This window comes from Niastella yeongjuensis (assembly GCF_900110245.1).
GTDB classification, from domain to species: Bacteria; Bacteroidota; Bacteroidia; order Chitinophagales; family Chitinophagaceae; genus Niastella; species Niastella yeongjuensis.
In genome coordinates this window covers 126,972-151,007 of the sequence record NZ_FOCZ01000012.1, presented here as the reverse complement: position 1 = coordinate 151,007, position 24,036 = coordinate 126,972, and the positions used below count along the sequence as shown (strand labels likewise).

General features: G+C 45.0%; 18 protein-coding genes. 12 read left to right on the top strand and 6 right to left on the bottom strand.

The annotated features are described in order from the left end of the window. Window positions 1–119 precede the first annotated feature (119 nt). The 8 genes from BMX95_RS26540 to BMX95_RS26505 all read left to right on the top strand — a co-directional run bounded on the left by BMX95_RS26540 (window position 120) and on the right by BMX95_RS26505 (window position 10,527). Entirely contained in the window at window positions 120–899 is a 780-nt protein-coding gene (locus BMX95_RS26540) for a (Fe-S)-binding protein (protein WP_081198141.1), read from the top strand. Between the two features lie 237 nt (window positions 900–1,136). Further along, on the top strand, window positions 1,137–1,832 hold the full coding sequence (locus BMX95_RS26535; RefSeq protein ID WP_081198036.1) for a hypothetical protein: 696 nt from the start codon (window positions 1,137–1,139) through the stop codon (window positions 1,830–1,832). 20 nt (window positions 1,833–1,852) lie between these two features. Then, window positions 1,853–2,959 (top strand): hypothetical protein, encoded by a 1,107-nt coding sequence (locus BMX95_RS26530; protein ID WP_081198037.1) that lies wholly within the window; start codon window positions 1,853–1,855, stop codon window positions 2,957–2,959. A 28-nt stretch (window positions 2,960–2,987) separates the two neighbouring features. Next, window positions 2,988–4,784 carry an OmpA family protein gene (locus tag BMX95_RS26525; protein ID WP_081198038.1) on the top strand — a complete coding sequence of 599 codons (1,797 nt, stop codon included), beginning with the start codon at window positions 2,988–2,990 and terminating at the stop codon, window positions 4,782–4,784. Between the two features lie 69 nt (window positions 4,785–4,853). Further along, window positions 4,854–5,630, top strand: a complete 777-nt coding sequence (locus tag BMX95_RS26520) for an ABC transporter permease (protein WP_081198039.1) — start codon at window positions 4,854–4,856, stop codon at window positions 5,628–5,630. Between the two features lies 1 nt (window position 5,631). Beyond that, window positions 5,632–6,492: an ATP-binding cassette domain-containing protein gene (locus BMX95_RS26515; RefSeq protein WP_081198040.1), complete on the top strand. Its 861-nt coding sequence runs from the start codon at window positions 5,632–5,634 to the stop codon at window positions 6,490–6,492. Window positions 6,493–6,645: 153 nt separating this feature from the next. Then, a complete protein-coding gene (locus tag BMX95_RS26510) occupies window positions 6,646–9,069 on the top strand; it encodes an ABC transporter permease (protein WP_242673009.1) in 2,424 nt (807 codons plus the stop codon). A gap of 183 nt (window positions 9,070–9,252) precedes the next feature. Then, window positions 9,253–10,527 carry a hypothetical protein gene (locus BMX95_RS26505; protein ID WP_081198041.1) on the top strand — a complete coding sequence of 425 codons (1,275 nt, stop codon included), beginning with the start codon at window positions 9,253–9,255 and terminating at the stop codon, window positions 10,525–10,527. Between the two features lie 67 nt (window positions 10,528–10,594). On the opposite strand, the gene BMX95_RS26500 is transcribed toward BMX95_RS26505, so the two are convergent. After that, window positions 10,595–13,507 (bottom strand): TonB-dependent receptor, encoded by a 2,913-nt coding sequence (locus BMX95_RS26500; protein ID WP_081198042.1) that lies wholly within the window; start codon window positions 13,505–13,507, stop codon window positions 10,595–10,597. 146 nt (window positions 13,508–13,653) lie between these two features. On the opposite strand from BMX95_RS26500, the gene BMX95_RS26495 reads away from it, so the two are divergent. Continuing rightward, the gene (locus BMX95_RS26495; RefSeq protein WP_081198043.1) at window positions 13,654–14,580 is read left to right on the top strand and encodes a phosphoribosylaminoimidazolesuccinocarboxamide synthase; all 927 of its coding nucleotides are present in this window, start codon (window positions 13,654–13,656) and stop codon (window positions 14,578–14,580) included. 165 nt (window positions 14,581–14,745) lie between these two features. Further along, the gene (locus tag BMX95_RS26490) at window positions 14,746–15,855 is read left to right on the top strand and encodes a lactonase family protein (RefSeq protein WP_081198044.1); all 1,110 of its coding nucleotides are present in this window, start codon (window positions 14,746–14,748) and stop codon (window positions 15,853–15,855) included. Window positions 15,856–15,914: 59 nt separating this feature from the next. Here BMX95_RS26490 and trhO read toward each other — a convergent pair whose 3' ends face one another. The 5 genes from trhO to BMX95_RS26465 all read right to left on the bottom strand — a co-directional run bounded on the left by trhO (window position 15,915) and on the right by BMX95_RS26465 (window position 22,958). Then, window positions 15,915–16,967 carry an oxygen-dependent tRNA uridine(34) hydroxylase TrhO gene (trhO, locus tag BMX95_RS26485; RefSeq protein WP_081198045.1) on the bottom strand — a complete coding sequence of 351 codons (1,053 nt, stop codon included), beginning with the start codon at window positions 16,965–16,967 and terminating at the stop codon, window positions 15,915–15,917. Between the two features lie 140 nt (window positions 16,968–17,107). Further along, window positions 17,108–19,573: a DUF5686 and carboxypeptidase regulatory-like domain-containing protein gene (locus tag BMX95_RS26480; protein WP_081198046.1), complete on the bottom strand. Its 2,466-nt coding sequence runs from the start codon at window positions 19,571–19,573 to the stop codon at window positions 17,108–17,110. Between the two features lie 85 nt (window positions 19,574–19,658). Further along, window positions 19,659–20,132, bottom strand: a complete 474-nt coding sequence (locus tag BMX95_RS26475) for an RDD family protein (RefSeq protein ID WP_081198047.1) — start codon at window positions 20,130–20,132, stop codon at window positions 19,659–19,661. 8 nt (window positions 20,133–20,140) lie between these two features. Continuing rightward, the gene (locus BMX95_RS26470; RefSeq protein ID WP_081198048.1) at window positions 20,141–20,503 is read right to left on the bottom strand and encodes a hypothetical protein; all 363 of its coding nucleotides are present in this window, start codon (window positions 20,501–20,503) and stop codon (window positions 20,141–20,143) included. 7 nt (window positions 20,504–20,510) lie between these two features. Continuing rightward, window positions 20,511–22,958 carry a penicillin acylase family protein gene (locus tag BMX95_RS26465; protein ID WP_081198049.1) on the bottom strand — a complete coding sequence of 816 codons (2,448 nt, stop codon included), beginning with the start codon at window positions 22,956–22,958 and terminating at the stop codon, window positions 20,511–20,513. Window positions 22,959–23,143: 185 nt separating this feature from the next. Here BMX95_RS26465 and BMX95_RS35715 point away from each other — a divergent pair, with 185 nt between their 5' ends. Both BMX95_RS35715 and BMX95_RS26460 read left to right on the top strand, forming a co-directional pair. Next, complete coding sequence (locus BMX95_RS35715) at window positions 23,144–23,269, top strand: hypothetical protein (RefSeq protein ID WP_262493547.1); 126 nt, start codon at window positions 23,144–23,146, stop codon at window positions 23,267–23,269. Between the two features lie 237 nt (window positions 23,270–23,506). After that, window positions 23,507–23,992 (top strand): cupin domain-containing protein, encoded by a 486-nt coding sequence (locus BMX95_RS26460; RefSeq protein ID WP_081198050.1) that lies wholly within the window; start codon window positions 23,507–23,509, stop codon window positions 23,990–23,992. The last annotated feature ends 44 nt before the right edge of the window (window positions 23,993–24,036 follow it).

The window sequence follows — 24,036 nt, the reverse complement described above, 5'->3', positions numbered from 1 at the left end:
TGAAGTTATCAAATTTAGCCGTTCTGCCAGTAAAATGGCGGTCAAATACACAGGTGGTTAATATGTATGAATTAGCCGGCTTATACCTTATATTTGAGGCACGTAAACCAGTATACCACATGCAAATACGAACTGTTGCTGAAATGATTGCCGCTGGCACCCCGCCGGAAATCTTATTCTGGGTTGGTTGTTCAGGAAGTTTTGATCAACGGGCGCAAAAGATCACTAAAGCTTTTGCAACCATTCTTACCAAAGTTGGGATCAATTTTGCCGTATTGGGTAAAGAAGAGTGTTGTACTGGCGACCCTGCCCGCCGGGCCGGAAATGAATTTATGTTCCAGATGATGGCCTACCAGAATATTCAAACCCTGAATAATTATGGCATCAAAAAAATAGTAACGGCATGCCCACACTGTTTTAACATCCTCAAAAATGAATATCCCGAACTGGGCGGTAATTATGAAGTAATTCACCATACTATCTTTTTACAACAGTTGCTCGACGAGGGCAAAATAACCCTGAAAGAAGGCGGTGCTTTTAAAGGAAAACGCATCACCTACCACGATAGCTGTTACCTGGGCCGCGCAAACGATATTTACGAAGCGCCGCGCAAAGTGCTGGAAGCGCTGGATGCGGAACTGGTTGAAATGAAACGTTGCCGAACCAAAGGTTTGTGCTGTGGTGCCGGTGGCGCGCAAATGTTCAAGGAAGAAGAAAAAGGCAACCTGCGCATTAACCAGGAGCGCATACAGGAAGCATTGAGCACCGAATCGGGCATAGTGGCATCGGCCTGTCCGTTTTGCAATACCATGTTGACCGATGGGGTGAAACAAAAGGAAAAAGAAGATACCGTTAAGGTATTCGATGTTGCAGAGTTGGTAGCGGCCAGTATGATGTAGCGAGAAGCCGCCCACACATTACAATAAACCGTAATTCAGTGCGTTTTGAATACGCATGCCGTATATTTGTAAAGTTTACATTGCATCGCTAGTTACCAGAAAAGGCATATTTAAGTAGGGAAATGGTTGTTTGTAAATACAGGGTATTTATGAACAGCTGATCCTGTTTGTATGATAGATCAACCATAAAACAATGTTGATCCTTTTAAAAGACCTTACGTAAAACCCTTATTATCCATGATAAAGAACTGGAAGAGCCTGTTTGTAAAAGAAACCGGATCCGAAACTGAACCTACCCAAAAAGAGACGCCCAAAAAAGATTCAACGGAATCTTTTTCGTTTCCTGTTGCCGATACACTACCGGCGCAAACCAATTTTGGTACAGCGGCCATCGATCCGGTAGTAAAGGAAGTGTTGGATGTATACGAATCAGGCCTTGATTCCATCAACATGCCCGGCTATGATTTTTATGAGTTCTACAAAGCCATCAGCAGCATCGGGCATGCTAACGAAAATACCTACCAGTTAGCTTACCAAATGGCCAAGTCGCTCGACAAAACCATCACAACACAAAAGCTGATGACCGATGCCGAGTTTTATATCAGTAAAATAAACGAGGTACACGGGCAGTACGTAGGCCAGGGCAATCAAAAGTTAAGCGCCCTTCAGGAAAAAAAGAATACCGATAAAGATAAGTTGCAAAGGGAAATAGATGCCGCGGCTGCGCGCATCACGCAGCTTCGCGCCGAATTGCAGCAACTGGAAGCAGACATTAGTCAAAAGAGAGCAGCGCTTGCTAAAACAGACGAAACTTTCACCCCACAGGAAAAAGCCATCCGCGAAAAATTAATGGCCAACGATACGGCCCGGAAAGTAAGCATCGACAAGCTCAATTCTATCAAAGAAGGGATCCTGAAATATATTAAAGCCTAACAATTTTTAAAACTATAAGAATGTCAACCGAATCCAATAAGGTGCTTGAGCTGCCTATTCTCAAGCATTTCGACCAAAACCAGATCACGTTAAACCCCAAGAACTGGCGGAAAGGAGAAAAAGGGATCGCCACCATCATAGCGCTGGTATTAATCGGCACTATTGCATGGGGGTTATATCAGTTTATTCTGCCCATCGTATTTACCTGGATCGGCCAGGTCTTAGGCGCCATTGCTGCCGGTGTACTGGTGATCGCTTTCTTCATCATGTTACCGGTGATTATTAAAGCCATGAAAAAGCTTGCCCGGGCTTTTCACAAAATGCTGATCAAATACGATCCGTTTGGCGAACTCCAGGAGCAAAAGGAAAAGATGATGCAGAACCGGGACCGGTTTAAAGAAGCCAAGGCAAAGATCAAGGCTATTAAATCGAACATGGAAAGTGAGTCGATGAAAGCTGAAAAGGAAGCAAAAGAATACCAGGATAAAGTGTTGGTATTGCAATCAAAAGCAGAAACCACCAAAACCAAAATGCAGGAAATGGATGCGCGTATGGGTGAGGCGGCGAAAGATTCTGATGAATATGTTGACCACCAAACCAATCTCATGAAAACGCTGAGCGAGGCGCAGCGTGTAAGCCATATGCTGAACCAAAGTACCGGTTTGGTACGTAAGTACGGCAGCCGGGCGCATGTGATTGGCAAGTTAGACCGTAAATTGAACATGGTTGACACCGCCATGGAAATAAAGATCGCCGATTTTGAAGTGAGCATTGATATGCTGAAAAAGGAATACGCCTTTGCCCAGGCTGCCCGTGACGCCACCGAGCAGGCCAAATCGGCCATGCTGTTCACCAAAGGATGGGAACTGGAATATGCATTGGATGTAGTTACCAATACCATCGAGTTGGATCTGGCCACTACCAAAGAAAATCTGCTCGATCTGGATACACTCACCAGCCAGTACTCCATGGACAGCGACGAGCTGTATTCCAAACTCGATAAACTGGCCGATCAGATCAAGACTGACAATTATAATGTTCCCGAATCAAAAAAATACAGCAACCCCAATTACAAATTAACCCAGGAAGATAAGATCGAAAGCAAAGGCTTCGGGGATATCTTTTAATTAATTCAACCAACATACTGAATAACACATGAAATGGTCTAACCTCACCTTTTTTTCAAAGGCCCTGATCACGGTATTAGTAGCCGGTGCTATTGGTAGTGCCGTTTATTTTTTGAGCCCAGGCTTGCGGGTGGATGAATCCAAATCGCTTGAAAAACTGGATGTTTCTGACAAAGATGTAAATAATGTAACTACTTCAGCAGAGTTGCCGCTGCCACAGGCAGAAGCTTCTTCTGAAGTAGCCAGCAAACCATTGATACGCATAGCCGGTTATGCCTGGAATGCACAATCGGGCATTATTGTGGCCAATGGCGGTTCAAAAACCACCAAAGGTTCCATGATGGAAAAGAACGGCGTAAACCTGGAATTGATCCGCCAGGACTGGTTGTCTGAATTGCGCAACCAGCAAATGAAATTTATTGATGAGTTCGACAAAGGAAATGATACTCCTAAAGAAGGGGTAGCCGCCATCATGATCATGGGAGATGGTTCTCCGTTTTATATCAGTTCGGCCCAACAGGCGATCGATGATAAATATGGCCCTGGTAAATACCAGTTACAGGTATTGGGCGCTATCGGTATCAGTTATGGTGAAGATAAAGTGATCGGACCACCAAGCTGGAAAATGAACCCGCAATCCATGAAAGGCGCCCTTATTTCAACCGTAATTGGAGATGGTGACTGGGTGGTAGCGGTGAACTATGCTTTTGCCAATGGCCTGAAAGTAAATCCTGATCCTACCACATACGATGCGGAAGCCGTGAACTTTATAGCGGCTGAAAATGACGATTATATTGAAGCGTCAAAAGCGCTCATCAAATCACAGAACTCAGGTTATACCGTTCCTTTGAAAGAAGTTAAAGGCGGAAAACTTACCGGTAAAACGATCAATAAAAAAATTGATGGTTGCGCTACCTGGACGCCTGGCGATAAAATGGCATTCGATGCCCTGAGTGGCTTTACTGATGTTGTTTCTACCAAAGAATTCAACAACCAGATGCCTACTGCAGTAATTGGACTGAAACAATGGGCAGATGCCAACCAGCAGCTGGTAGCCAGTATTTTCAAAGCCACTTACCAGGCCACCAACCAAATGAAACAATACGACAACTGGCGTAAAAAGGCAGCTGAAGCCGCCGCACAGAATTTTAAACAGGAAAATGGTGATTACTGGTACAATATGTTCAAAGGCCAACAGGGGGAGAAAAATGGCGTTTCCTATAATATGGGAGGTTCCCGTGTTTTCAATCTGGCAGATGCCAATCAGTACTTTGGTATTTCAGATGGTACCAACCGTTATAAAGCCATGTACGACCAGGTATCGCGTTACCTGAAAGAACTGAACCCGGGCGGATTTAACCAGAACGTTAAACGTATTGTGCCTTACGAAGAGGCGGTTAATACCACTTACCTGAAACTGGTTAAAGATATTGATGCCGGCACCACCTATACCACTGACTATTCTAAAAAAGCCACCAGTGTAATGGCCTCTGGCGAATGGCACATCAATTTTGAATCAGGCAGAGCCTCTATTCGTCCTGAAGCCAAAGATGTGTTGGACCAGATCTATAACCTGTTGATCCAGGCGGAAGATTCAAAACTGGAACTGGTAGGCCATACTGATAATAGCGGCACCCAGGATGGCAACTATGCCTTATCCACTGCGCGTGCCGAGGCAGTAAAGAATTTCCTGATCCAGAAAGGAATTCCAGCCACCCGTTTCCAGAAAATTGATGGCAAAGGACAGGATGAGCCTGTTGCCGACAACAGCACCCCAGCCGGTAAAGCAAAAAACCGCCGGGTTGTGGTTACGCTTCTTAAATAATCAAATTATATAGAGGGTAGGTTTCCAAAAGGACCTACCCTTTTATTTAGCCTTACGCTTATATATCTTATGAAACTTAAAAGCTGGTTCAGGCCATTTGAAACCGTCGCCCGCAACGAGCGGTATATCATTTTCGCGGTTTGGATAGCGCTGCTGATCGTTTACTGGTTTGTGTCCACCTCAGGCAGCAAACATTTATTTCCAACACCCGCACAGGTATGGGACGGTTTTCTGTCACTGTACCAGGAAGGATTGGTTGTTCACGTAGGCAGCTCTCTGGCACTTTGTCTGCAGGCCACTATTTATTCTATCCTGTTTTCTTTGATACTGGTATACATTTCTCCCCTGCCCGCTTTGCAACCGCTGGCAAACACCCTGAGTAAATTGCGCTACCTGCCATTGACGGGTATTACTTTTTACCTGGCCATGCTGGTGAGCAATGCCCGTACCATGCAGATCAGTGTATTGGTAATATTCATGAGTTTGTACTTTATCACTTCCCTGCTGGCCGTTTTAAAAGATGTGCCCGCCGATGAAATTGACCATGCCCGTTCGCTTAAATGCAGCCGATGGGAGGTGTTGTGGGAAGTGGTCATCAAAGGACGCCTGGATTATGTGATTGATGTGCTGCGTCAGAACCTGGCCATGACCTGGATGATGCTGGTAACCGTAGAATCGATCCTGGTGGCCGCCGGCGGCCTGGGTGTACTGATCAAGAACAGCGACAAATTCATGAACCACGGGCGTATTGTAGCCTTACAGCTGGTGATCTTACTGGTAGGTCTGTTGCTCGACTGGCTCCTTCGTGTAACCCGTAAATCATTATTCAAGTACTCAACCTTCTAATATGGAAACAACAGCACCCGCCGCCTACGAACAAAAAGGCGTCATCCTGCATGTAGAAAACCTGAGTGTTTCCTATGGCGACAGAGTGATCATCCGCGATATTAACCTTAGTGAAAAAGATACCGTACGGCCGAACAGGCAGCAGGGGCAGATCATTGCTTTCCTGGGTCGCTCCGGCCGGGGAAAATCAACCCTGTTCCGCGCCCTTACCGGTATGGAAAAACCTGCCACCGGCCGTGTCCTGATCCCTGATCTGTCGAAGCCCGTTACCGATGGACAACAACCTGCCAAACAGGTACAGGAAGGCGATGTTGGTTTTGTAAACCAGAAATACACCCTGTTCCGCCATAAAACCGTTTACAATACCTTGCTGTTTGCTTTGCGCAAAACCACTTTATCGAAACAGGAAAAGGATGAAAAGATCACGCAATACCTGAACGACTGGGGTTTGACCAACTGCAAAGACCAATTCCCTAACTTTTTATCGGGTGGTCAACGGCAACGTACCGCTATCCTGGAACAATTGCTTAGTTCAGGTCATTATATGGTGCTGGATGAACCATTCTCTGGTTTGGATATCGGTAATATTGAGAACGTTAAAAAAGCATTTCAACTGATCAACCAAAGCCATGAACTGAATACCATCATGTTCAGCACGCATGATATTGAACTGGCAGTAGAACTGGCCGATTCGATCTATATCGTAGGTTACAAACAGGAAGACAATGGTCAGACAGGCTCTGTTGGCACCATTGTAAAACATTTTGACCTGAAACAAATGGGGCTTGCCTGGCAGGAACGTTTTACCGGCCAGCACCTGGAGTGTGTGCAGGAGGTGAAGAATATTATGTTGAAGAGTTAAGCGACAAAAATGATTACATAGAACAAAAGTGTCATCTGTTTACAAACAGGTGGCACTTTTGTGTTACAGGCGAACAGTTTATGTATCAAAAATGAACACCCATAACTATTTACGGCATCTACCCCATTGTAAATCAACACTATTTACCTTGGCATGTTACTGGAAGGTCGATGGGAAAGCGGCACCAACATGCTCATTACCTTTTTTAAAACAGCGCTCCGTAATTTCTGGCGGAACAAGACCTATAGCTTTCTGAACATTTTCGGCCTGTCGGTAGGCATCGCCTGTGCTGCCCTTATTTTTTTATGGGTAGAAGATGAATTAAGCTGGGACCAGTTCCATGAAAAGAAAGACCGCTTGTATTTCGTTCGTGAGAATCAGAAATACGATACCTATACGGCCACCTTCTGGAGCACGCCCGGACTATTAGGCCCGGCCATGCAGGCCGAAATTCCAGGTATTGCCAATACCTGCCGTGCCTCACAGGATAATTCTTCGTATCTCCTTAGTATAGGTGACAAGTCGTTGTATTCGAATGGTGTGTTTGCAGAACAATCCTTGTTCAGCATGTTCACGCTGCCTTTCAAACAGGGTAATGCAGCAACCGCATTTAAACAGCTGCATTCCCTGGTTATTACCGAAAAGGCAGCCATAAAATGTTTTGGTACTGTTAAGCAGGTAATGGGCAGGACCATAAGAGTAAATAACAAACAGGATTATATAGTGAGTGGTGTTTTAAAAGATCTGCCTGAAAGCTCCACCCTGCAATTTGACTGGGTAGCTCCGTTTGACATCTATTTTCAACAAAACGATTTTCTGAAAAACTGGAGTAGCAATTCCATCAGCACCTATATTGAATTGAAACCCGGCAGTCAACCGGCAACAGTAAACAAACTCTTATACAATTTCATTCAAAAGAGGGTCCCCAGTTCTTTGGCCCGTCCCTTTTTATTCAGCATGACCGACTGGCGGCTGTATAATAAATTCGATAATGGTGTACAAACCGGCGGAGGCCGCATTGAATATGTTCGTTTGTTTTCTATTATTGCAACCATCATTCTGTTGATAGCCTGTATCAACTTTATGAACCTTTCAACGGCCAGAAGCGAAAAAAGAGCCAAAGAAGTTGGCATCAGAAAAGTATTGGGTTCAGGTAAGCGGGATCTTGTTTTTCAATTCCTGGGAGAAGCCCTGGTAATGGCTTTACTTGCCGGTGTAATTGCTATCCTGATCATGGCACTTACCCTGCCGGCTTTCAATATACTGGTGCAGAAAAATTTACAATTGCACATGGGTAGTCCTGTGCATATACTTGCCCTGTTAGTCATAATATTGATCTGCGGATTGCTTTCCGGCAGTTACCCTGCCTTCTACCTGTCTTATTTCAACCCCGTATTTGTTATAAAGGGAATAAAAAATAAAGCTGGAAGTGCGGAATTGATTAGAAGAGGGCTGGTTGTGCTGCAATTCTCCACTTCCATCATCCTTATTATCAGCACCATTATTATTTTTCAACAGATCCAACATGTAAAAAGCAGAAATCTTGGGTTCAATAAAAATAACCTTCTGCAAACAGATGCAGTAGGTAATATAGCGCAGCATTACACAGCTATTAAACAGGACCTTTTAAATACCGGCATGATTGATAATGTTGCCTTAAGCGACTATGTTACTATAGATGGGGGCAACAATACGAGTGGTCTTACCTGGGAGGGAAAACCTTCAACAGCCAATTTCTTAATCTCCCAACGGGGTATAAGCTCGGAATTCTTTCAAACAACAGGCATCACCCTGCAGGAAGGGCGGGACATAAAAGAAACTGACAGCATAGTAGCAAAAAAACCAATCAATATTGTCATTACCCAATCCCTTGAAAAACTGATGGGCAAGGGAAGCGCCCTGGGCAAAAGGCTCTGGTTCAAAGATGATACCAGTGCCTTGACCGCCGAGGTCGTTGGGGTTGTTAATGATTACGTATATAACGACATGTATGCCAAACCAGACCCGGTGATGTTTTACTATAACCAGCCCCAAAATACCACCCGGATGTATATCCGGTTTAAACCGCAGGCCGATATTGAAAAAGCACTGGTAAAAGTAGAAATGATCATAAAAGGTTATAACCCTATCTATCCTTTCACGTATACGTTTGTAGATGATCAGTTTAATCGCATGTTCCTGAGTGAAGAGTTAGTCAGCAAGCTATCGAGGACGTTTGCCATACTGGCCATTTTTATTTCCTGTTTAGGTTTATTCGCACTGGCTTCGTATGCTACAGAACGAAGAAGGAAAGAAATCGGGGTAAGAAAAGTACTGGGGGCTTCTATAAGCAACATCACTACCCTGTTGTCAAAGGATTTTTTGAAACTGGTTGTGGTATCCTGCCTGGTAGCATTTCCGCTGGCCTGGTGGGTAATGCATACGTGGCTGCAGGATTATGAATACCGGGTAACCATCAGCTGGTGGATCTTTCCGATAGCTGGTATTGTGGCCGTTTTAATTGCCGTACTTACCATCAGTTTTCAATCTATAAAAGCGGCTATTGCCAATCCGGTAAAAAGTTTGAGAACGGAGTAGAAGCCAAAATAGCCTTTCTTTTCACCAATAGCTTTAAAAGATAGCTTGCAATCAATTGATGCTACCCGATGATCAATTGATTGCAAGCTTGTTTCGGTTCATGCAGAAGCCCCTGGATTAGCTTTCCCTTCCATCTTACTTTTACTGCGTTCAATTAAATACCAATTACATTTCATCATTCAAATGAAAAAGACATTCTTGTTCGGCTTTTTAGCCGCTGTTTGTTTTTCGGCCTGCAAAAAAGGTCAGGACGGCATTGACAGCAATAATAGTAAAGAGGAAGGATTGGTTACCGTTGTTGGTTTGCCAGCCGGTACGCCTGTCAGTAAGTTTATAGGAAGCTCAGGCGGAAGTATCAGCAGCATTGACGGCCGGCTTACCATTGAGGTACCGGCGGGTGCATTTACTACAGACCAGCAAATAACGGTTCAGCCTATTTCCAATAACGGGCCCCATGGGGTGAACAATGCTTATCGGATCACTCCCCATAATGTACAATTTACCAAACCAGTTAAAATTACCTTTTCATACAGCGAAAACGATGTATCAAACAGCGCACCTGGGTTTCTGGGTATTTCTTACCAGGATGAACAAGGTATCTGGCAGGCTAAACGCGCCACCACCGTTGATACAACCACAAAAACCATATCGACCCTTACCAGGCATTTTAGCGACTGGAACGTGTTCAGAGGGTTGGAGATGACCCCGGAAGACACGGTTATAGAAACCGGTAAATTTGTAAAGCTTAACGTGTATGTTGCAGGTGAAGACCTGTTTGTTCCCATACCATTGGAAGGCGAAGACCTTGTTATGCCGCTTCCTGCGCCAAAAGAAATTCCCGAAAAATATGTAAAGACATGGATAAAATCAGGCGACGGCACACTCTCGCCCCATGGCAATTCTGCTATCTATTCGGCGCCCAACATGGAGCCAACCCGTAATCCGGTATCGGTATCTGCCGAGTTAAACATACCCGGCAAAGGCAAATTGTACCTGGTTTCGAATATTACCATTGTTTCAAATGAAGCAGTGATTGTAAAGGCAGCTGCCGGTCCTGGTTCCGGATCATACGTGCTTACCAAAGCGCCCCAGGCTATTTATGATGCAGCAAAAAACGTAACACATATATCGGTACATGACGCGGAAGGAGATGCGCAAAATTCCAAAAGGATAGAGCTCATTTTTAAAGGCAATGTTGCAGACACGCTGGGATGGAATTACAACAACGATGTAGAACTAACTTATACAGTTAAGGTAAACGGCGTAAATACGGTTTACAAATCAGTATGGTCTAATATAAATGGATGGCATGATAGCCCCGGCGGTGTATACTTAGCCGCTTTCGGCAACAAGGGAGAATATATTATTGGCACGTTTTCCGCCGGTAAGGCAGGATATCAAAATGGTTTGGAAACCTTCACTTCAGTGAGTGGAATGTTTAAAATCAAAAGGTTATGAGGCAATTAGAAAAATAAGAGGAGGCAGTCAATTGACTGCCTCCTCTTATTATTAGAAGCTTTATTTCTTAAAACACATTATACCCAAAGCTCACATAGTACAAACCGCCTACACTTGGGTTGCCAAAGGCAGTGGTATAGTACTTGTTCAATAAATTGGTAGCGCCGAGTTTGATCATGCTTTTGATCTTTTGCAGACGGTAGTTAACCTGGGCATCCAGTGAACCAAATGCTTTTACTTCGCCTGTTCCAAAGGTTCCCTGCCACAACATTTCATCCTGCCAGCGATACAGGATATTAAAGCCCCAGTTGGAATTATTCACCTTTTCATTGCCAAAAGTAACGTTGAATCGCACCTTGGGTGTATTGAAGAAGGTTACCAGGGTATCAGGAACATCCTGCAATTGATCGCCCGATACGTTCACCCCGAATTGATAGCCTTTTGGCAGGTTATAATTTACGCTTACTCCCCAGCCTATGGCTTTCACGATATCTTGTGAGTTTGAGATAAATGAATAGTTATCGGTACTGAACGGACTTAACAGAAATTGTTTATTCGTACTTCCGCCCACAGACCTTCCTACTGCTTTACGGCCCAAAAAGTCCTGATAACGGCTGTAATAACCATATGCATCTACCAACAGGTTTTTGGTCAAAAGACCACGATAACCAACTTCGTAGGAATTAGCAATTTCAGGTTTCAGCGTACCAAAATCTGCTACTACCAGGTCATTCTGATTTCCGGTAGTTCTGTATTTAACAATGCTTTCAGCAGTATACGCCGGACTGGCATCGAAATGATAGAAAGTATAAAAATCGGGCATACCACCAATGAGCACACTCGCAGGTGTTTTCAGATTGATCCATTGGTCTTGTGTAGAAGGGAAACGATACGCCTGTTGGTATGACAAACGGAAGCTGTTGTCTTTCGCCACTTTTATCAGGGCTGTGGCGCGTGGGGTAAATCGACCCTTAAAGTTTTCATTCTTATCGTACCGGCCCGATACTGTTAATTTCAAAAGGTCGTCAACCACCCATTTAGATACCTGCGCATAACCACCTACTTCACTAATACCAATTCTACCGGTGGTATCAGCAAAGATGGTCCCGTGGGAATTCAATGAATACAACCGGTAACTGGCGCCCACCAGTACCTCTGCAAATTTTATATGTTCCGAAAAATTATACTGGCCCTCGAAATGATACATATCTGATGCATCTTCGAATTTTGCACCTCCTTTACTGATTGATTTATTGGCAGCATCATTCAATGCATTATTGTATTCAGGTGTGCCAGGTAATAACCGGCCGGCATCGGCTACGGTTCTCGCAGTAGTAAATGCCGTTGCAGGGGGTAATGGTATACCACCAGCACCGGGTAATATGCCCAGTACAGCAGCACCATAAGTCCCGGTGTATTGTTGAAACCAGTCCTGATCAGTTTTCCAGGCCCGGTTAATAGCCACAGCTGCGGTAGTTGCGGTATAGGCATCACCCGAATTTTCCTGGATGGTATAACCACGTAAAAACCAGTTTTTACTTTTTACTTCCAGTTTATACTGACCCATTTTCAGGTTTTTGATGCTGTACCGGTCGGCCCCGGTATACACGGTAGTACCGGTTCCCCAGTTACCCATAAATATGGCTTCCGTGTTTTCTGATATTTTATAACGCAATTCACCGGATACTTTTACATTGTAAGTATTATAATCAACCAGGTCTTTTTCATTGTATCCCGTGCGGCTTACATTTTGTGTGCCATACGTGTTTGTATATTTATTATTGGGTGCGCTACTGGTAGGTATTAAGAAGGGCAGATAAGTAGCATAGGGAGCCAATGCAGGATTGGCAGCCCAGGCGGCAGCAATTTCCTGCGGAGATCTGCCACTTGCGATCTGCAAATCGAGACCAGCCAAAGCAGGGGCAGTTCCAGGAGTAGCACTCACCTGGGCCCGTACTGCCTGGGCGAATGCCTGCATACTGGCACTGGCTTCATCGCCAAATACATTCACCCCATCATAGTTAGGGTCCGATGTACGATCGCCCTGTTTCAATTCACTGAATACATTATTTCTATTCAGGTTGCGGTAATCGGTGGCCTGCCAGTCATCGGCTTTTACAAACTGGCCGGAAATTCTGAACGCAAATCTTTCACCGATCTTTTTTGCATAACGAAGCGACCAGTCGTAATACGGGGTGGCATTGTCCTGGGCAGGATCGTTAAAATGCATAAACCCTTGTTTTACCTGGAAGCTAAGCCCCTGGTATTTCCATGGACTTTTACTGTTCATCAGCAGCGTGCCATTCATGCCACCTGAACCATACAGGGCTGAAGAAGCACCTTGTAACAATTCCACATTGTCAACATCCAGTTCGGTTTGACCAATGATGTTACCTACGCTGAAATTTAAACCAGGTGCCTGGTTATCCATCCCATCCACCAACTGGTTAAACCGCAGGTTACCACTGCCGTTAAAACCACGGGTGCTGATGGTGCGGAATGTTAAACTCGATGTCGTAAGATCGACACCTTTCAGGTTAGCGACGCCATCATAGTAGTTAGGAGCAGCTGACGACCGGATGGCGCTTACATTCATGCGTTCAATTGACACGGGCGATTCCAGAATGCGTTCAGGTACGCGGCTGGCGGAAACAACGACCTCGGCACCCAGGCTGGTACCGGGTTCCAGGTCAATTTCAACGGTCCCCGCGCTGGATACCGCTACTTCTTTTGCAGAAAATCCTACAGAAGAAACAACTAAAGTAAGGGGCAATGCGTGGGGAGTGGTGAGCCTGAAGCTTCCTTTGTCATCGGTAAAGGTACCGGCACTTGAGCCTTTAATCGATACAGTGGCGAAAGGGATTATTTCTTTGTTTGTACTATTTCGTACGGTCCCGGAAATAGTGGTTTGAGCGCTGGCAGCAATCGTAATCATTAAGAGCAAGGATAAAGCTGCCAGGCAACGAGAATATTTACTCATAGCATGGAGTTTTTATTGGTTATCAGCCAAAATACGATTTGTAAGTTTCACCAGAAAATTTTATTTAATCACATCTTGTTGATTTTGTTGATATTTCGGGAATTCTTTTTTTTCATGATATTCCGCACCTCTGGTATCTTCGGCCTATGAAATCATTACAATTTCCGCAGCAGACGAAGTTTTATAAAGGCAAGGTCAGAGATGTATATACCATTGACGATCAGTGGCTCGTAATGATAGCCAGCGACCGTATCTCTGCATTCGATGTGATATTACCCCGCCCCATCCCTTATAAAGGACAAGTATTAAATCAGATTGCTGCATATATGCTGCAGGCGACCCGCGACATTTGTGCCAACTGGTTAGTATCGGTACCGGCCCCCAATGTATCGATCGGTAAAAAATGCGTGCCTTTTAAAATTGAAATGGTGGTACGTGGTAATTTAACGGGCCATGCCTGGCGTACTTATGCCAGTGGAAAACGCACATTGTGCGGAGTTCCTTTACCGGAAGGCATGAAAGAAAATGATTATTTCCCCACCCCTATTATAACACCCAGCACCAAAGCTGAAGCCGGCCATGATGAAGATATTTCAAAAGAAGAGATCATTGCCACGGGACTGGCATCGGCCGAAGACTGGGCTATACTGGAAGACTATGCGCTGAAGCTGTTTGCCCGGGGTAAAGAAATTGCTGCCAAACAAGGACTGATATTAGTAGATACAAAATATGAGTTTGGTAAGCTCGGCGACACCATTTATTTGATGGATGAGATCCATACACCAGACAGCAGCCGCTATTTTTACGCAAATGGCTTTGAAGAAAGGCAAAAAACCGGTGAACGCCAGCAACAGCTGAGTAAGGAATTTGTACGCGAATGGCTTATCGCCAACAACTTTATGGGCAAAGAAGGACAAACCGTTCCCGAAATGAGCGATGAATGGATAAACACCATTTCAAAGCGGTATATTGAACTGTATGAGAAAGTGATTGGGGAGAAATTTGTACCCCAGAACCTTTCGGATGAAGAAACGTATGACCGTGTAGTGAAGGAATTGGAAAAGTTGAAATAGGTCACCGTAATAAATATTTAAGCCCCGATGTTTAGAAAGCATCGGGGCTTTTTTTAGCTCAGAGGTGATCGTATTAAGCGCTGCCCTGGTTTGTTTAAGTATCTCACTCGGATATTACTGGTTGCGGAAATTCTTTAATTCCCTAACCTAGTGTATCTTCCCTCTATGAAACACATCTGGACCATTTTACTGTTGCTTGCCATTCCTGTTATTGTCAATTGCCAAACGAATTACTACTTAATTATAGGCACCTATACCCGCGGAAACAGTGAGGGCATATATGTTTATAAAATGAATACGGAAACCGGTGATGTGAGTTACGTAAATAAGGCCGCCGCTTCCAACCCTTCCTATCTGGATGTTTCGCCCGACGAAAAATTTGTATATGCCGTAAATGAAGATGCCAGCGATAAAGGCAGCGTATCGGTCTTTTCGTTCGATAAAACCAATGGCACTTTAAAATACATCGATAAACAAACAAGCGGTGGCGACCATCCCGCTTATGTAGCCGTAAATAAAACCGGCAAATGGGTGGCCGTAGCCAATTATACCGGCGGCAGCTTTTCTACATTGCCTATTATGGCCAATGGTACGTTGGGCGTTCCCGCCACCATTCAACATACCGGCAGCAGCGTTAATAAAGAACGGCAGGAAAAACCCCATGTGCACTCCACCGTTTTCTCGCCCGATGATAAATACATTTTTGTACCCGACCTGGGTATTGACAAAGTGATGATCTATTCATTCAACCCGGGCAGTGGTAAACCGGAACCAGCCGCAGTGCCATTTGCCGCAGCACCTCCTGGCAGCGGCCCGCGCCATTTTACGTTTCATCCCAATGGCAAGCTGGCCTACCTGGTTGAGGAAATGGGGGGCGAAGTATCAGGCTATAAGTATAACAATGGAAAGTTGTCGCTGATCCAACGCATCTCTACTTATCCAGCCGATTTTAAGTATAAAAAATGGTCGGCCGATATTCATATCTCTCCTGATGGAAAATTCCTGTACGCCTCTAACCGGGCTCCGGATTCGATTGCCATTTTTTCAATCAATAGCAAAAGCGGTAAACTTACACCAATAGCTACGGTATCTACCCTTGGAGAGATACCGCGCAACTTCACCATCGATCCTACGGGTAACTTTTTGCTGGTTGCCAACCAGGAAACCAACAATATTGTGGTGTTCAGGCGAAACAAAGAGACTGGTTTGTTAACCGATACCGGCAAACGCATAGAGGTAGGCAAACCAGTTTGTTTGAAGTGGATTAAGTTCTAAGTTGAAAGTTCAAAGTTGAAAGGCATGGCCTCGACGAATTGAGGCCCATTGCCTATTACCTATTGCCCATTGCCTTCCTTCTCCCCCAGCCTCGGTCTTAACCGGGCGCGCGATTTATTGAAGATGTTCCGGCCTTTATCGATGCCTTTGCGAAGTTCTTTACGTTCTTCTTCGGGTAAATGATTAAAGTCCTGGCATTCCTTGCTGCAGCAACCTTCATACTGCTGACGGCAATTTTCGCATTGGATAAACAACAGGTGACACCCATCATTCGCACAATTAGCATGTGTATCTGCCGGGTTACCACACTGGTGACAACGGGCAATGATATCGGGCGTAATACGCTCCCCCAGCCTGTTGTCGAACACAAAGTTCTTACCAATGAATTTGCTGTCGAGCCCGTTTTCTTTTACTTGTTTGGCGTAATTGATAATGCCGCCTTCCAGGTGAAATACATTCTGAAACCCGTGGTGTAGCATATAGGCACTGGCTTTTTCGCAACGAATGCCGCCGGTGCAATACATAATGATATTTTTATCTTTCCGGTCTTTCAGCATATCAACCGCCATGGGTAATTGCTCCCGAAAGGTATCGCTGGGTACTTCAAGCGCTTTTACAAAATGGCCCACTTCATATTCGTAGTGATTGCGCATGTCAACCACAATGGTCTCGGGATCGTTCAACATCACGTTCAACTGTTCGGCATTTACATAATTGCCTTTATTGGCCATGTTGAAAGTTTCGTCGGCAATGCCATCGGCTACGATCTTGTCACGCACTTTTATTTTCAGCACCCAAAACGATTTGCCGTCATCGTCTACAGCAACGTTCAGGCGCAAGCCGTTCAGCGGTTCAATAGAATATAAATAGGTTTTGAATGCCTCGAAATTACCGGCCGGTACGCTCACCTGTGCATTGATTCCTTCATGTGCCACATAAATGCGGCCAAATACTTTCAATACTTCTAAATGCTTGTACAGTTCGTTGCGGAATTGCTCTGGTTCGGCAATGGGGAAATACTGATAAAAGGAAATGGTAGTACGGGGTTCTGTTTCCTGGTACAAAAGCTCTTTCAGCTCCTTCTGGGAGACACGGTTGTGTAAAATTGCCATAGTTGAATTTTTGCGACTGCTTGCAGGGCAGTCAAAAATTTTTAAACGCAGCGAAGATAGTTCTTTGTTTTAAGTTTTAAGTTCAATGTTCTAAACCTTTGGGAAGCTTGAAAATATTCATGATAAAACTTAAAACTATTTTACAGTTTTCCAAACCCTCTGATACCCAACCGGATACCAAACATAGATACCTTGTCTTTATCGAATCCCCAGACCAGGTCAAGCCGGGCAATTTTCAGGATGTTTTCAAACCCGGCGAACACTTCTGCATATTCCTTGTCACTATCGGCATACAGGGCATTGGCGCCTGCTACCAGGTACCAGTTTATGGCGCGGAAAAGCGGTATTTTATTAGTGAGCAGTCCATTGAAATGATGTTCAAAATGACCTTCCGCATACAGGCGGTTCATATTGCTGTATTTGTAATAAGGTAATAATTGAAACCCATTCAGGTATTCAGCAGAAGCCAGGATCTGGTTTCCATTGAAATGGGTATAATCGATCACCTCTACCTTATCGTGCCTTAAAAAGCCTCCTAACGCCCATTTATAACGAAAATTCCCGCCCAGGTTCAGGTTCAGGCTTTGTTGTACATCAAACCGCCATTTCGCGTAATTGACATCACTGTTCAGCCAGTTGGGAATGCCCTGCCAGTATGAGAGCGTAAGCAGGGGGTATTGGGAACCAATGTCTACGATCCGGTCGGGGTACTCAATGTATTTTGTGCCGGGCAACCAGCTGATGCCTGCATGGGCAATCAATGCCTGGTGCCGTTCAAAATTCTCTGCCATGATCTCGATGGGAAAATTGGGGGTGAACTCAATCCCTTTGCGATCGCCCAACGAATGAAAAGATGTGTTTTCCAACGGTATGCGGTCTTCGTATTTCAACCCGCCAAACACCTTGATGCCGCTGCCCACATCTTTTGAAAAGTTGAACCGGGCAAACCAGGCTTCATAAAACTTGGCGTAATTACGCTCGAACAACCAGCTGCGAATGGTATTACTCAGCTGACTGATGGGATTGGCATTGTTGATCTGATACACCCATTTTCCACCGCTTAGGGAGAACGATGAAAAATACTTTTTGCCATACGTATAGGTAAACGTACCGGCGGCATTGAGGTGATGATTGCTAAGGCCATACCGTATGGCAGGCTCTACACTAAACGCATGGCGTGACCCGGGAATGGTATCGAGCAGTTTGGTATAGCTGCCGCCAAAGCTGCCCAGCCAGCCTTCCACGGTGTTGTAGGCAAAGGATTCCAGCACCGGGTTCACCCGGAAGATCTCGCGCTTTTTCTCCCGGTAAAACAATTGTCCTGTAGCTACCAATGGGAACAGGTGTGGTTTGTTTCTACGGCGATCGATTGAATCGAGGTACTCCGGATCTTTATGCGCTTTCTCCAGACTGTCTTTTTTAAAATAATCGGCTACCTCATCGGCCTGTAATGGCAATGGCCGGATTGAATCCCAGAAGGCAGCCGGTTTTTTATTGGAACCTTCATAGATCTTCAGATAGGTATTATTAAAGAACTTCCGTTCAAAGGAAGGGTCGATATTAAATTGGGAATACACGTTTACAAAACTGCCAAACGCATCAAAGCCCAACAGTTTCACGGCCGGGTACAGCACCTGCGTTTTTATAACCCACACATCCTTACTAATGGGCACATACAATTGTTCAATATTCAGCGAGTCGATCAGTTCCATTTGCGAGGCCTTGGTTAGCCGTAATTGCAAACTGTGAATGCGCCAGTCACCTTCGGTGATATTGATATATCCGCTGAACAGCGGTTCGTATCGCCGTTTGGGTGTTACTTTAATACGATTGATCTCCCGGCCATCTTCCACAAAACTGCCTTCGTAGTGATACCGGTAAAAATTCAATGCACTGCTGGCGATGGGTGAAATAAATCCGCGCGGGTTCAGGTTGCGGCCAACCTGAATGTTGTTCTCATAAAACGAAACGATCTGAGGTGCGCTTAATCCAAACTCATCGCTTCTGCCGCTTACTTTGGTTGATAGCACCTCGATCTTGCTTTTATGCGGCTTTTCTACTGAGTACCGGGCAACGGTTTCTGATAGAAAAAGCATTTTCCGTTGACTGGTATCGCCGTCTTCAAAATCAACCGGCTCGCCCAGCAATCTTTTGGGGTAGGCACGTAACTGCAGCTGTCCCTTAATATATACTTCACATTGAAAAGCGCTGAGCTGGTCTTTGTAGTAGGGGCGCTTTTTTATGGCGTTGCGAATGATATCATAGGCAGGATCTTCACCGCCGGGCCTAACCACTACTTCCTTTAAATTGAATTGTTGGATGGAAAGTTGAAAATTGAGCGGAATATCGTTTGCACCTACGGTGATCGTTTTTTCCTGACGGCTATAGCCAACATATTGCGCTATGATGGTGTAAGTACCGGGATCGAGTTGCAGAAAATAATCGCCTTCCTTATTGGCCGTTGTACCCTGCGTTGTGCCTTTTACCAGTATGGAGGCATATACCAGTACCTGTCCTTTTTCGTCAGTAACCCTGCCGCTGATGCGCGCAGCATGCACGGAGGTAAAGCCAACAATAAAGAGGGTAATAAAGGTCAATATTCTCATAGCGCGACGAACGCGAAAATAAGGCCAAATGTTGATTAGCTATTTAGTTAATAAGTTAAAACGGCTTAATAAAAAGATCAGGCTGTCATTTTCCGTCCCAGCTCGACTCAACCACTATGGTCTTTGCTACCAGGTCGCCCACGCGTTGGGCATTCTTATTGCTGTTGGCCGTAGCCAGTCCAACCAGACCGCCAACCGGAAGAAAATCGATGAAGTCGAATAAATGCCTGACGACGCTTCTTCCGAAACTTAGTTTTGACCCATCCTGTTTTATCGCCTTTATCATGAAGATGTCCTTACCCAAAGTTCGGCCCCTGTTTAAAGTTTCATAAACCGGAAGCGCCAACAGCCATGAGATAACAACGACAATAATTTTTATATTATCATTCAACAGCACGAAATACTCCTTATTAACCTTTAGTATGGGATGGTCGCCCGTATAATGCAGTATACCAGCTGCCAGTCCGGCGAAAACAAGGTAGTCAATAAAAGAAGCCAGCCAACGCTTAAATACCGACGCCGGCGGCGGCGCCTCAAAGTCATTTAGAATATCATCCATAAACACCGTTAATACCGCTCCCGGCCATCGATATACTTACGCAGAAAGCTTCCCGACAAAGCAGATAAACCGCCAATAATGGCGCCCACCACAGCGGTTATCAATATCAACAAGGCGGAGGAGCCGCCCAAAGGAAACAGGTTGGCCATGCGTGCTGATAATATACTTTCGTTTTGAGAGTCGATCAAAAAGGCAAGTAAACCCCAGCATATAAAAATGCTTACAAAACCTGTTAACCAGGCCATCCCTGGTTTTTGGTATATAAAAGCGGCCACGCAAAACGATACCAGCGCCACACTCCAGAAGGGTAAATACAACCCGGCCGCAAAACTTACAACGATTGTCAGTAATATAGAAGCTGCAAATTTCATTTGTGTATTAATTAAAGTTCATAGTGAAAAGGACCCGCTTGTTGTTGGCTTCGCCTGCATCCATTACCCATAATTTGTCGTACTTCCCTTCAGCCCATTTGTCAATAAAATTATCATAGTACTTACTACCAGGGTTGCCGCTTTGTCCGCCCGGATAAATACCCCAGGCTTCTGTTTTATCAGTCAACTCAACGATCATGCGCCAGCTGGGTCCATGAAATTGTTTGGTAGCATTGATCATATTGGCGCCGCCGCCGGTCATTAAATGAAAACGGCTCAATGGCGCCAGCCGCAGTAAATGCCTGATGCCCGCATCTTTGTATTTACCCCAGTTCAGGTTGGCTTTCTGATCGGCCATGGATACAACCGGTACCGTTTTTTTAAAGGCGGCGGTCACTTCGTCCTGTATCGTTTCTACCTGGTTGGTTTTTAAGTTGTCGGCAAATTTGAAGTTCGACATGGTAAGACAGTGCACCAGCGTTGCCTCTTCAGGTATTTTAAATGGTTTGCTGGCTACCTCCAGGTCGTCAGACCATACTTCTGCTTCCAGGTTATCGAACCACAGTTGAAAAATAGCCGGTGCTTTTTCAGCCGCGTCGGCGCGTAAATTCCAACCACGTAAAATATCGAGGTATTTTTTCTCTTCCGTACTTAAGGTACTCTCATCAACATTTGCCATCAGCATCGGCAGCGCTGTTTCTGCAAACACATTGAAATTATCGGTCTGCATTTTTTTCATATCATCGATGGTAATGCCCTCCATTTGCCGCAGGTATCGGTTTATGACAATGCCCCGGTAAATACCATATTCGCAACCCAGGTAATAAGGGTAAGCAGAATCGGCCGCCATCTGATTGGCGCTGCTTACAAAACCGCGTGCCGGGTTTTCTAAATGTGGGTTTTCCTGCTGTTCAATAGTTCCCTGCCATAGGTAAGAGGAATCAACACCGGGCATAATGAAATCGCCCTGACGCCGCCATTTGGCCGGGAATTCGCCCTGTTGCCAGATGGCGATGTCGCCACTTTTGTCGGCAAATACAAAGTTCTGACCGGGGCAATGAAAGTATTTTATGGCTTCGTGGTAATCGTCAATATTCTTCATGCGGTTAAGCAGGTAAAAAGTCTTCAGCTCATTGCTGCCATTGTGTGCTTTCCATTTTACTGCATAACTGTTATTGGGGGTGGTGCGGTTGTTTCCGGTAAATGATCTGTCGTATTGAACCGGGCCGAAAACGGTATACACAACCGTATCATAAAAAGGTGCGGCCTCTTTTATTTTAAAGGTGTCTATGTGCAGTTCGCTGTTCATCCAACTGCCATTGAACAGGTATTGTTCCCTGCTTTCGTCTTTGAATTTTATATTGTAATAGTCTTTCACATCGCGGCCGGCATTGGTTACGCCCCAGGAGCAGCTGTCATTAAAACCAATAACCACTGTTGGTGAACCGGGAAAGCTAACTCCGTATACATTGTTCTGCGGGGTATGCAATTGTATTTCGAACCAAAGGCTGGGCAGGTTCAGATCGAGGTGCGGATCGTTACATAATATGGGACGACCACTTTTTGTTTTGGCACCACTCACTGCCCAGTTGTTACTACCGTTGTCTTTATCAGGTTTGTCAACAGGGTTTATATCGATGTCGGCAAAGGTGTTCCATTTAAAGTACATGCTGTCTGAGGTAACTGGCAATTGCGGATGAATAGCCGGCGGGGCGAACGCTTCTCCTTTGGGGATAATAGGGTCCAGCGAATCCTGAAAAGCCGGGTACAGCATTTCAAAATCTTCGCGGCTCAATACATTGCGTACATTGGTTAATTCAAAATCATTTTCAGCACCGGTAAGGCTGTAACTCATGTATTTCAGGAAGAGCGCCGATTTGAAATTGTTCCAGTGTTCGGGCACATAGTTCAGCAAGCGGTATTCGAGCGGCAATTCATTGCCTGATAGATTGTCGATGTAGGCGTTCACGCCCAACGTATATGCGTCGAGCATGCTTTTGGTAGCCGCATCCGCTTCCATACTATCGAGTGAATGACGGGCGCCAAATTGCATGCCTACCCGTCGCATATTGCGGTCATAGTTCAGATAAGCATTCTTAGGGCCAGCTCCCAGCACTTCAGATAAACGGCCGGCTGCTGCATAGGTTTGAAACTCCATTTGCCACAGGCGGAATTTTGCATGTAAATATCCTTCTACGAAATACAGGTCTTCATCGTTCTGAGCAAACACATGTGGGACCATCCGGTCATCGAAATATACCTGCACCTTGTCTTTCAGCTGCGGAAAATTAAGATCGAGGTTGGGATGAACATTAACGGGTTCTGCATTCTGCCAAAATCCGGTTTGCGGGCTCAGGAAACTGCCCAGCGGCGGAATGCTGCCTATAGGCAGGCTTAAGGTTACAATCAAACCGATTGTAACAACTACGGTAATAATAAATGGGATAATGCGCATATTGCTATTTCACATCGGGGTTAATGGATTTTTTAAAAGTAGTGTATTTTTTTTAATTCCCTGTTAACACCATCATTTCTGCTACAAGCTGTTAGCACCTGCTTCCATTGACAAATCCCCTTAGAATGTGTGAAAACTACCACAAAGTTGTATTGTGAGAAACTCTTCTTATACTGACATTTGTAATGGAATTTAAAGCAGTACATGCTTTAAAAAAATCGAATGAGATGGAAGCCCTGGTATATCAACGGAAAAAAAGAGTGCTGGCTTTGTTGTTTGCCGGGCTGATCATAATAGCATTATTTGTATAGCAATTATACATACAAGTTGTTCGCAGTTCAGTAGTCATCAGCAATCGTTTAGTTCATCAACCTTAGAGGTTACAGTCCGTGGTACCGAGCCCCGCCTGGCGGGGCTCTTCTTTTTATCTACTCCGCCCCGATGGTCCCGCACCTGGGCCGTACAGCCCTTACCAATATGTAAATCCTGAAATTGTAGTAACTTACCTATCAGTTCTTTTATTTATTCGTCACCTAAAATTGTTTGCTATGAATAAGACAGCCCTTTATGCCATGGCAATGCTACTGGTTCCATGGCTGTCCTGTACCAATAATCCGGTACAGAACCTCGCAAATCCTCCAGTAGTGGGAACAGGTGAACACGCCAGAATGATACTCCCACCTGTGAAAGACACAGTGCTGGCCAGCGGCAGAAAGAACATCTACCTCGCCGGATTGCGCACCAAATCAGGATTTTTTACAGAACGTTACATCTTCCCGCCCGGTTATAAAGGCATGCCCCATGTACATAATTCCGACCTGTATATTACCATCATAAGCGGCACCGCTCATATAGTTCAGGAGAAAAAATTCGATACAACGGCACCATCCCTGGCTTATGGCCCCGGTAGCTTCTTGGTAATAAAAGCGGACCAGCCACACTTCGAATGGTTCACGCAGGAATGCACCATGCAGGTATCGGGAATTGGCCCTAATGAAACTTTTTATTTACCTGAAGACCAGGCGAAGAAATAAGTTCACCCTTTAAAGTTTTAAGCTACCCGAAAGCTCATTGAACT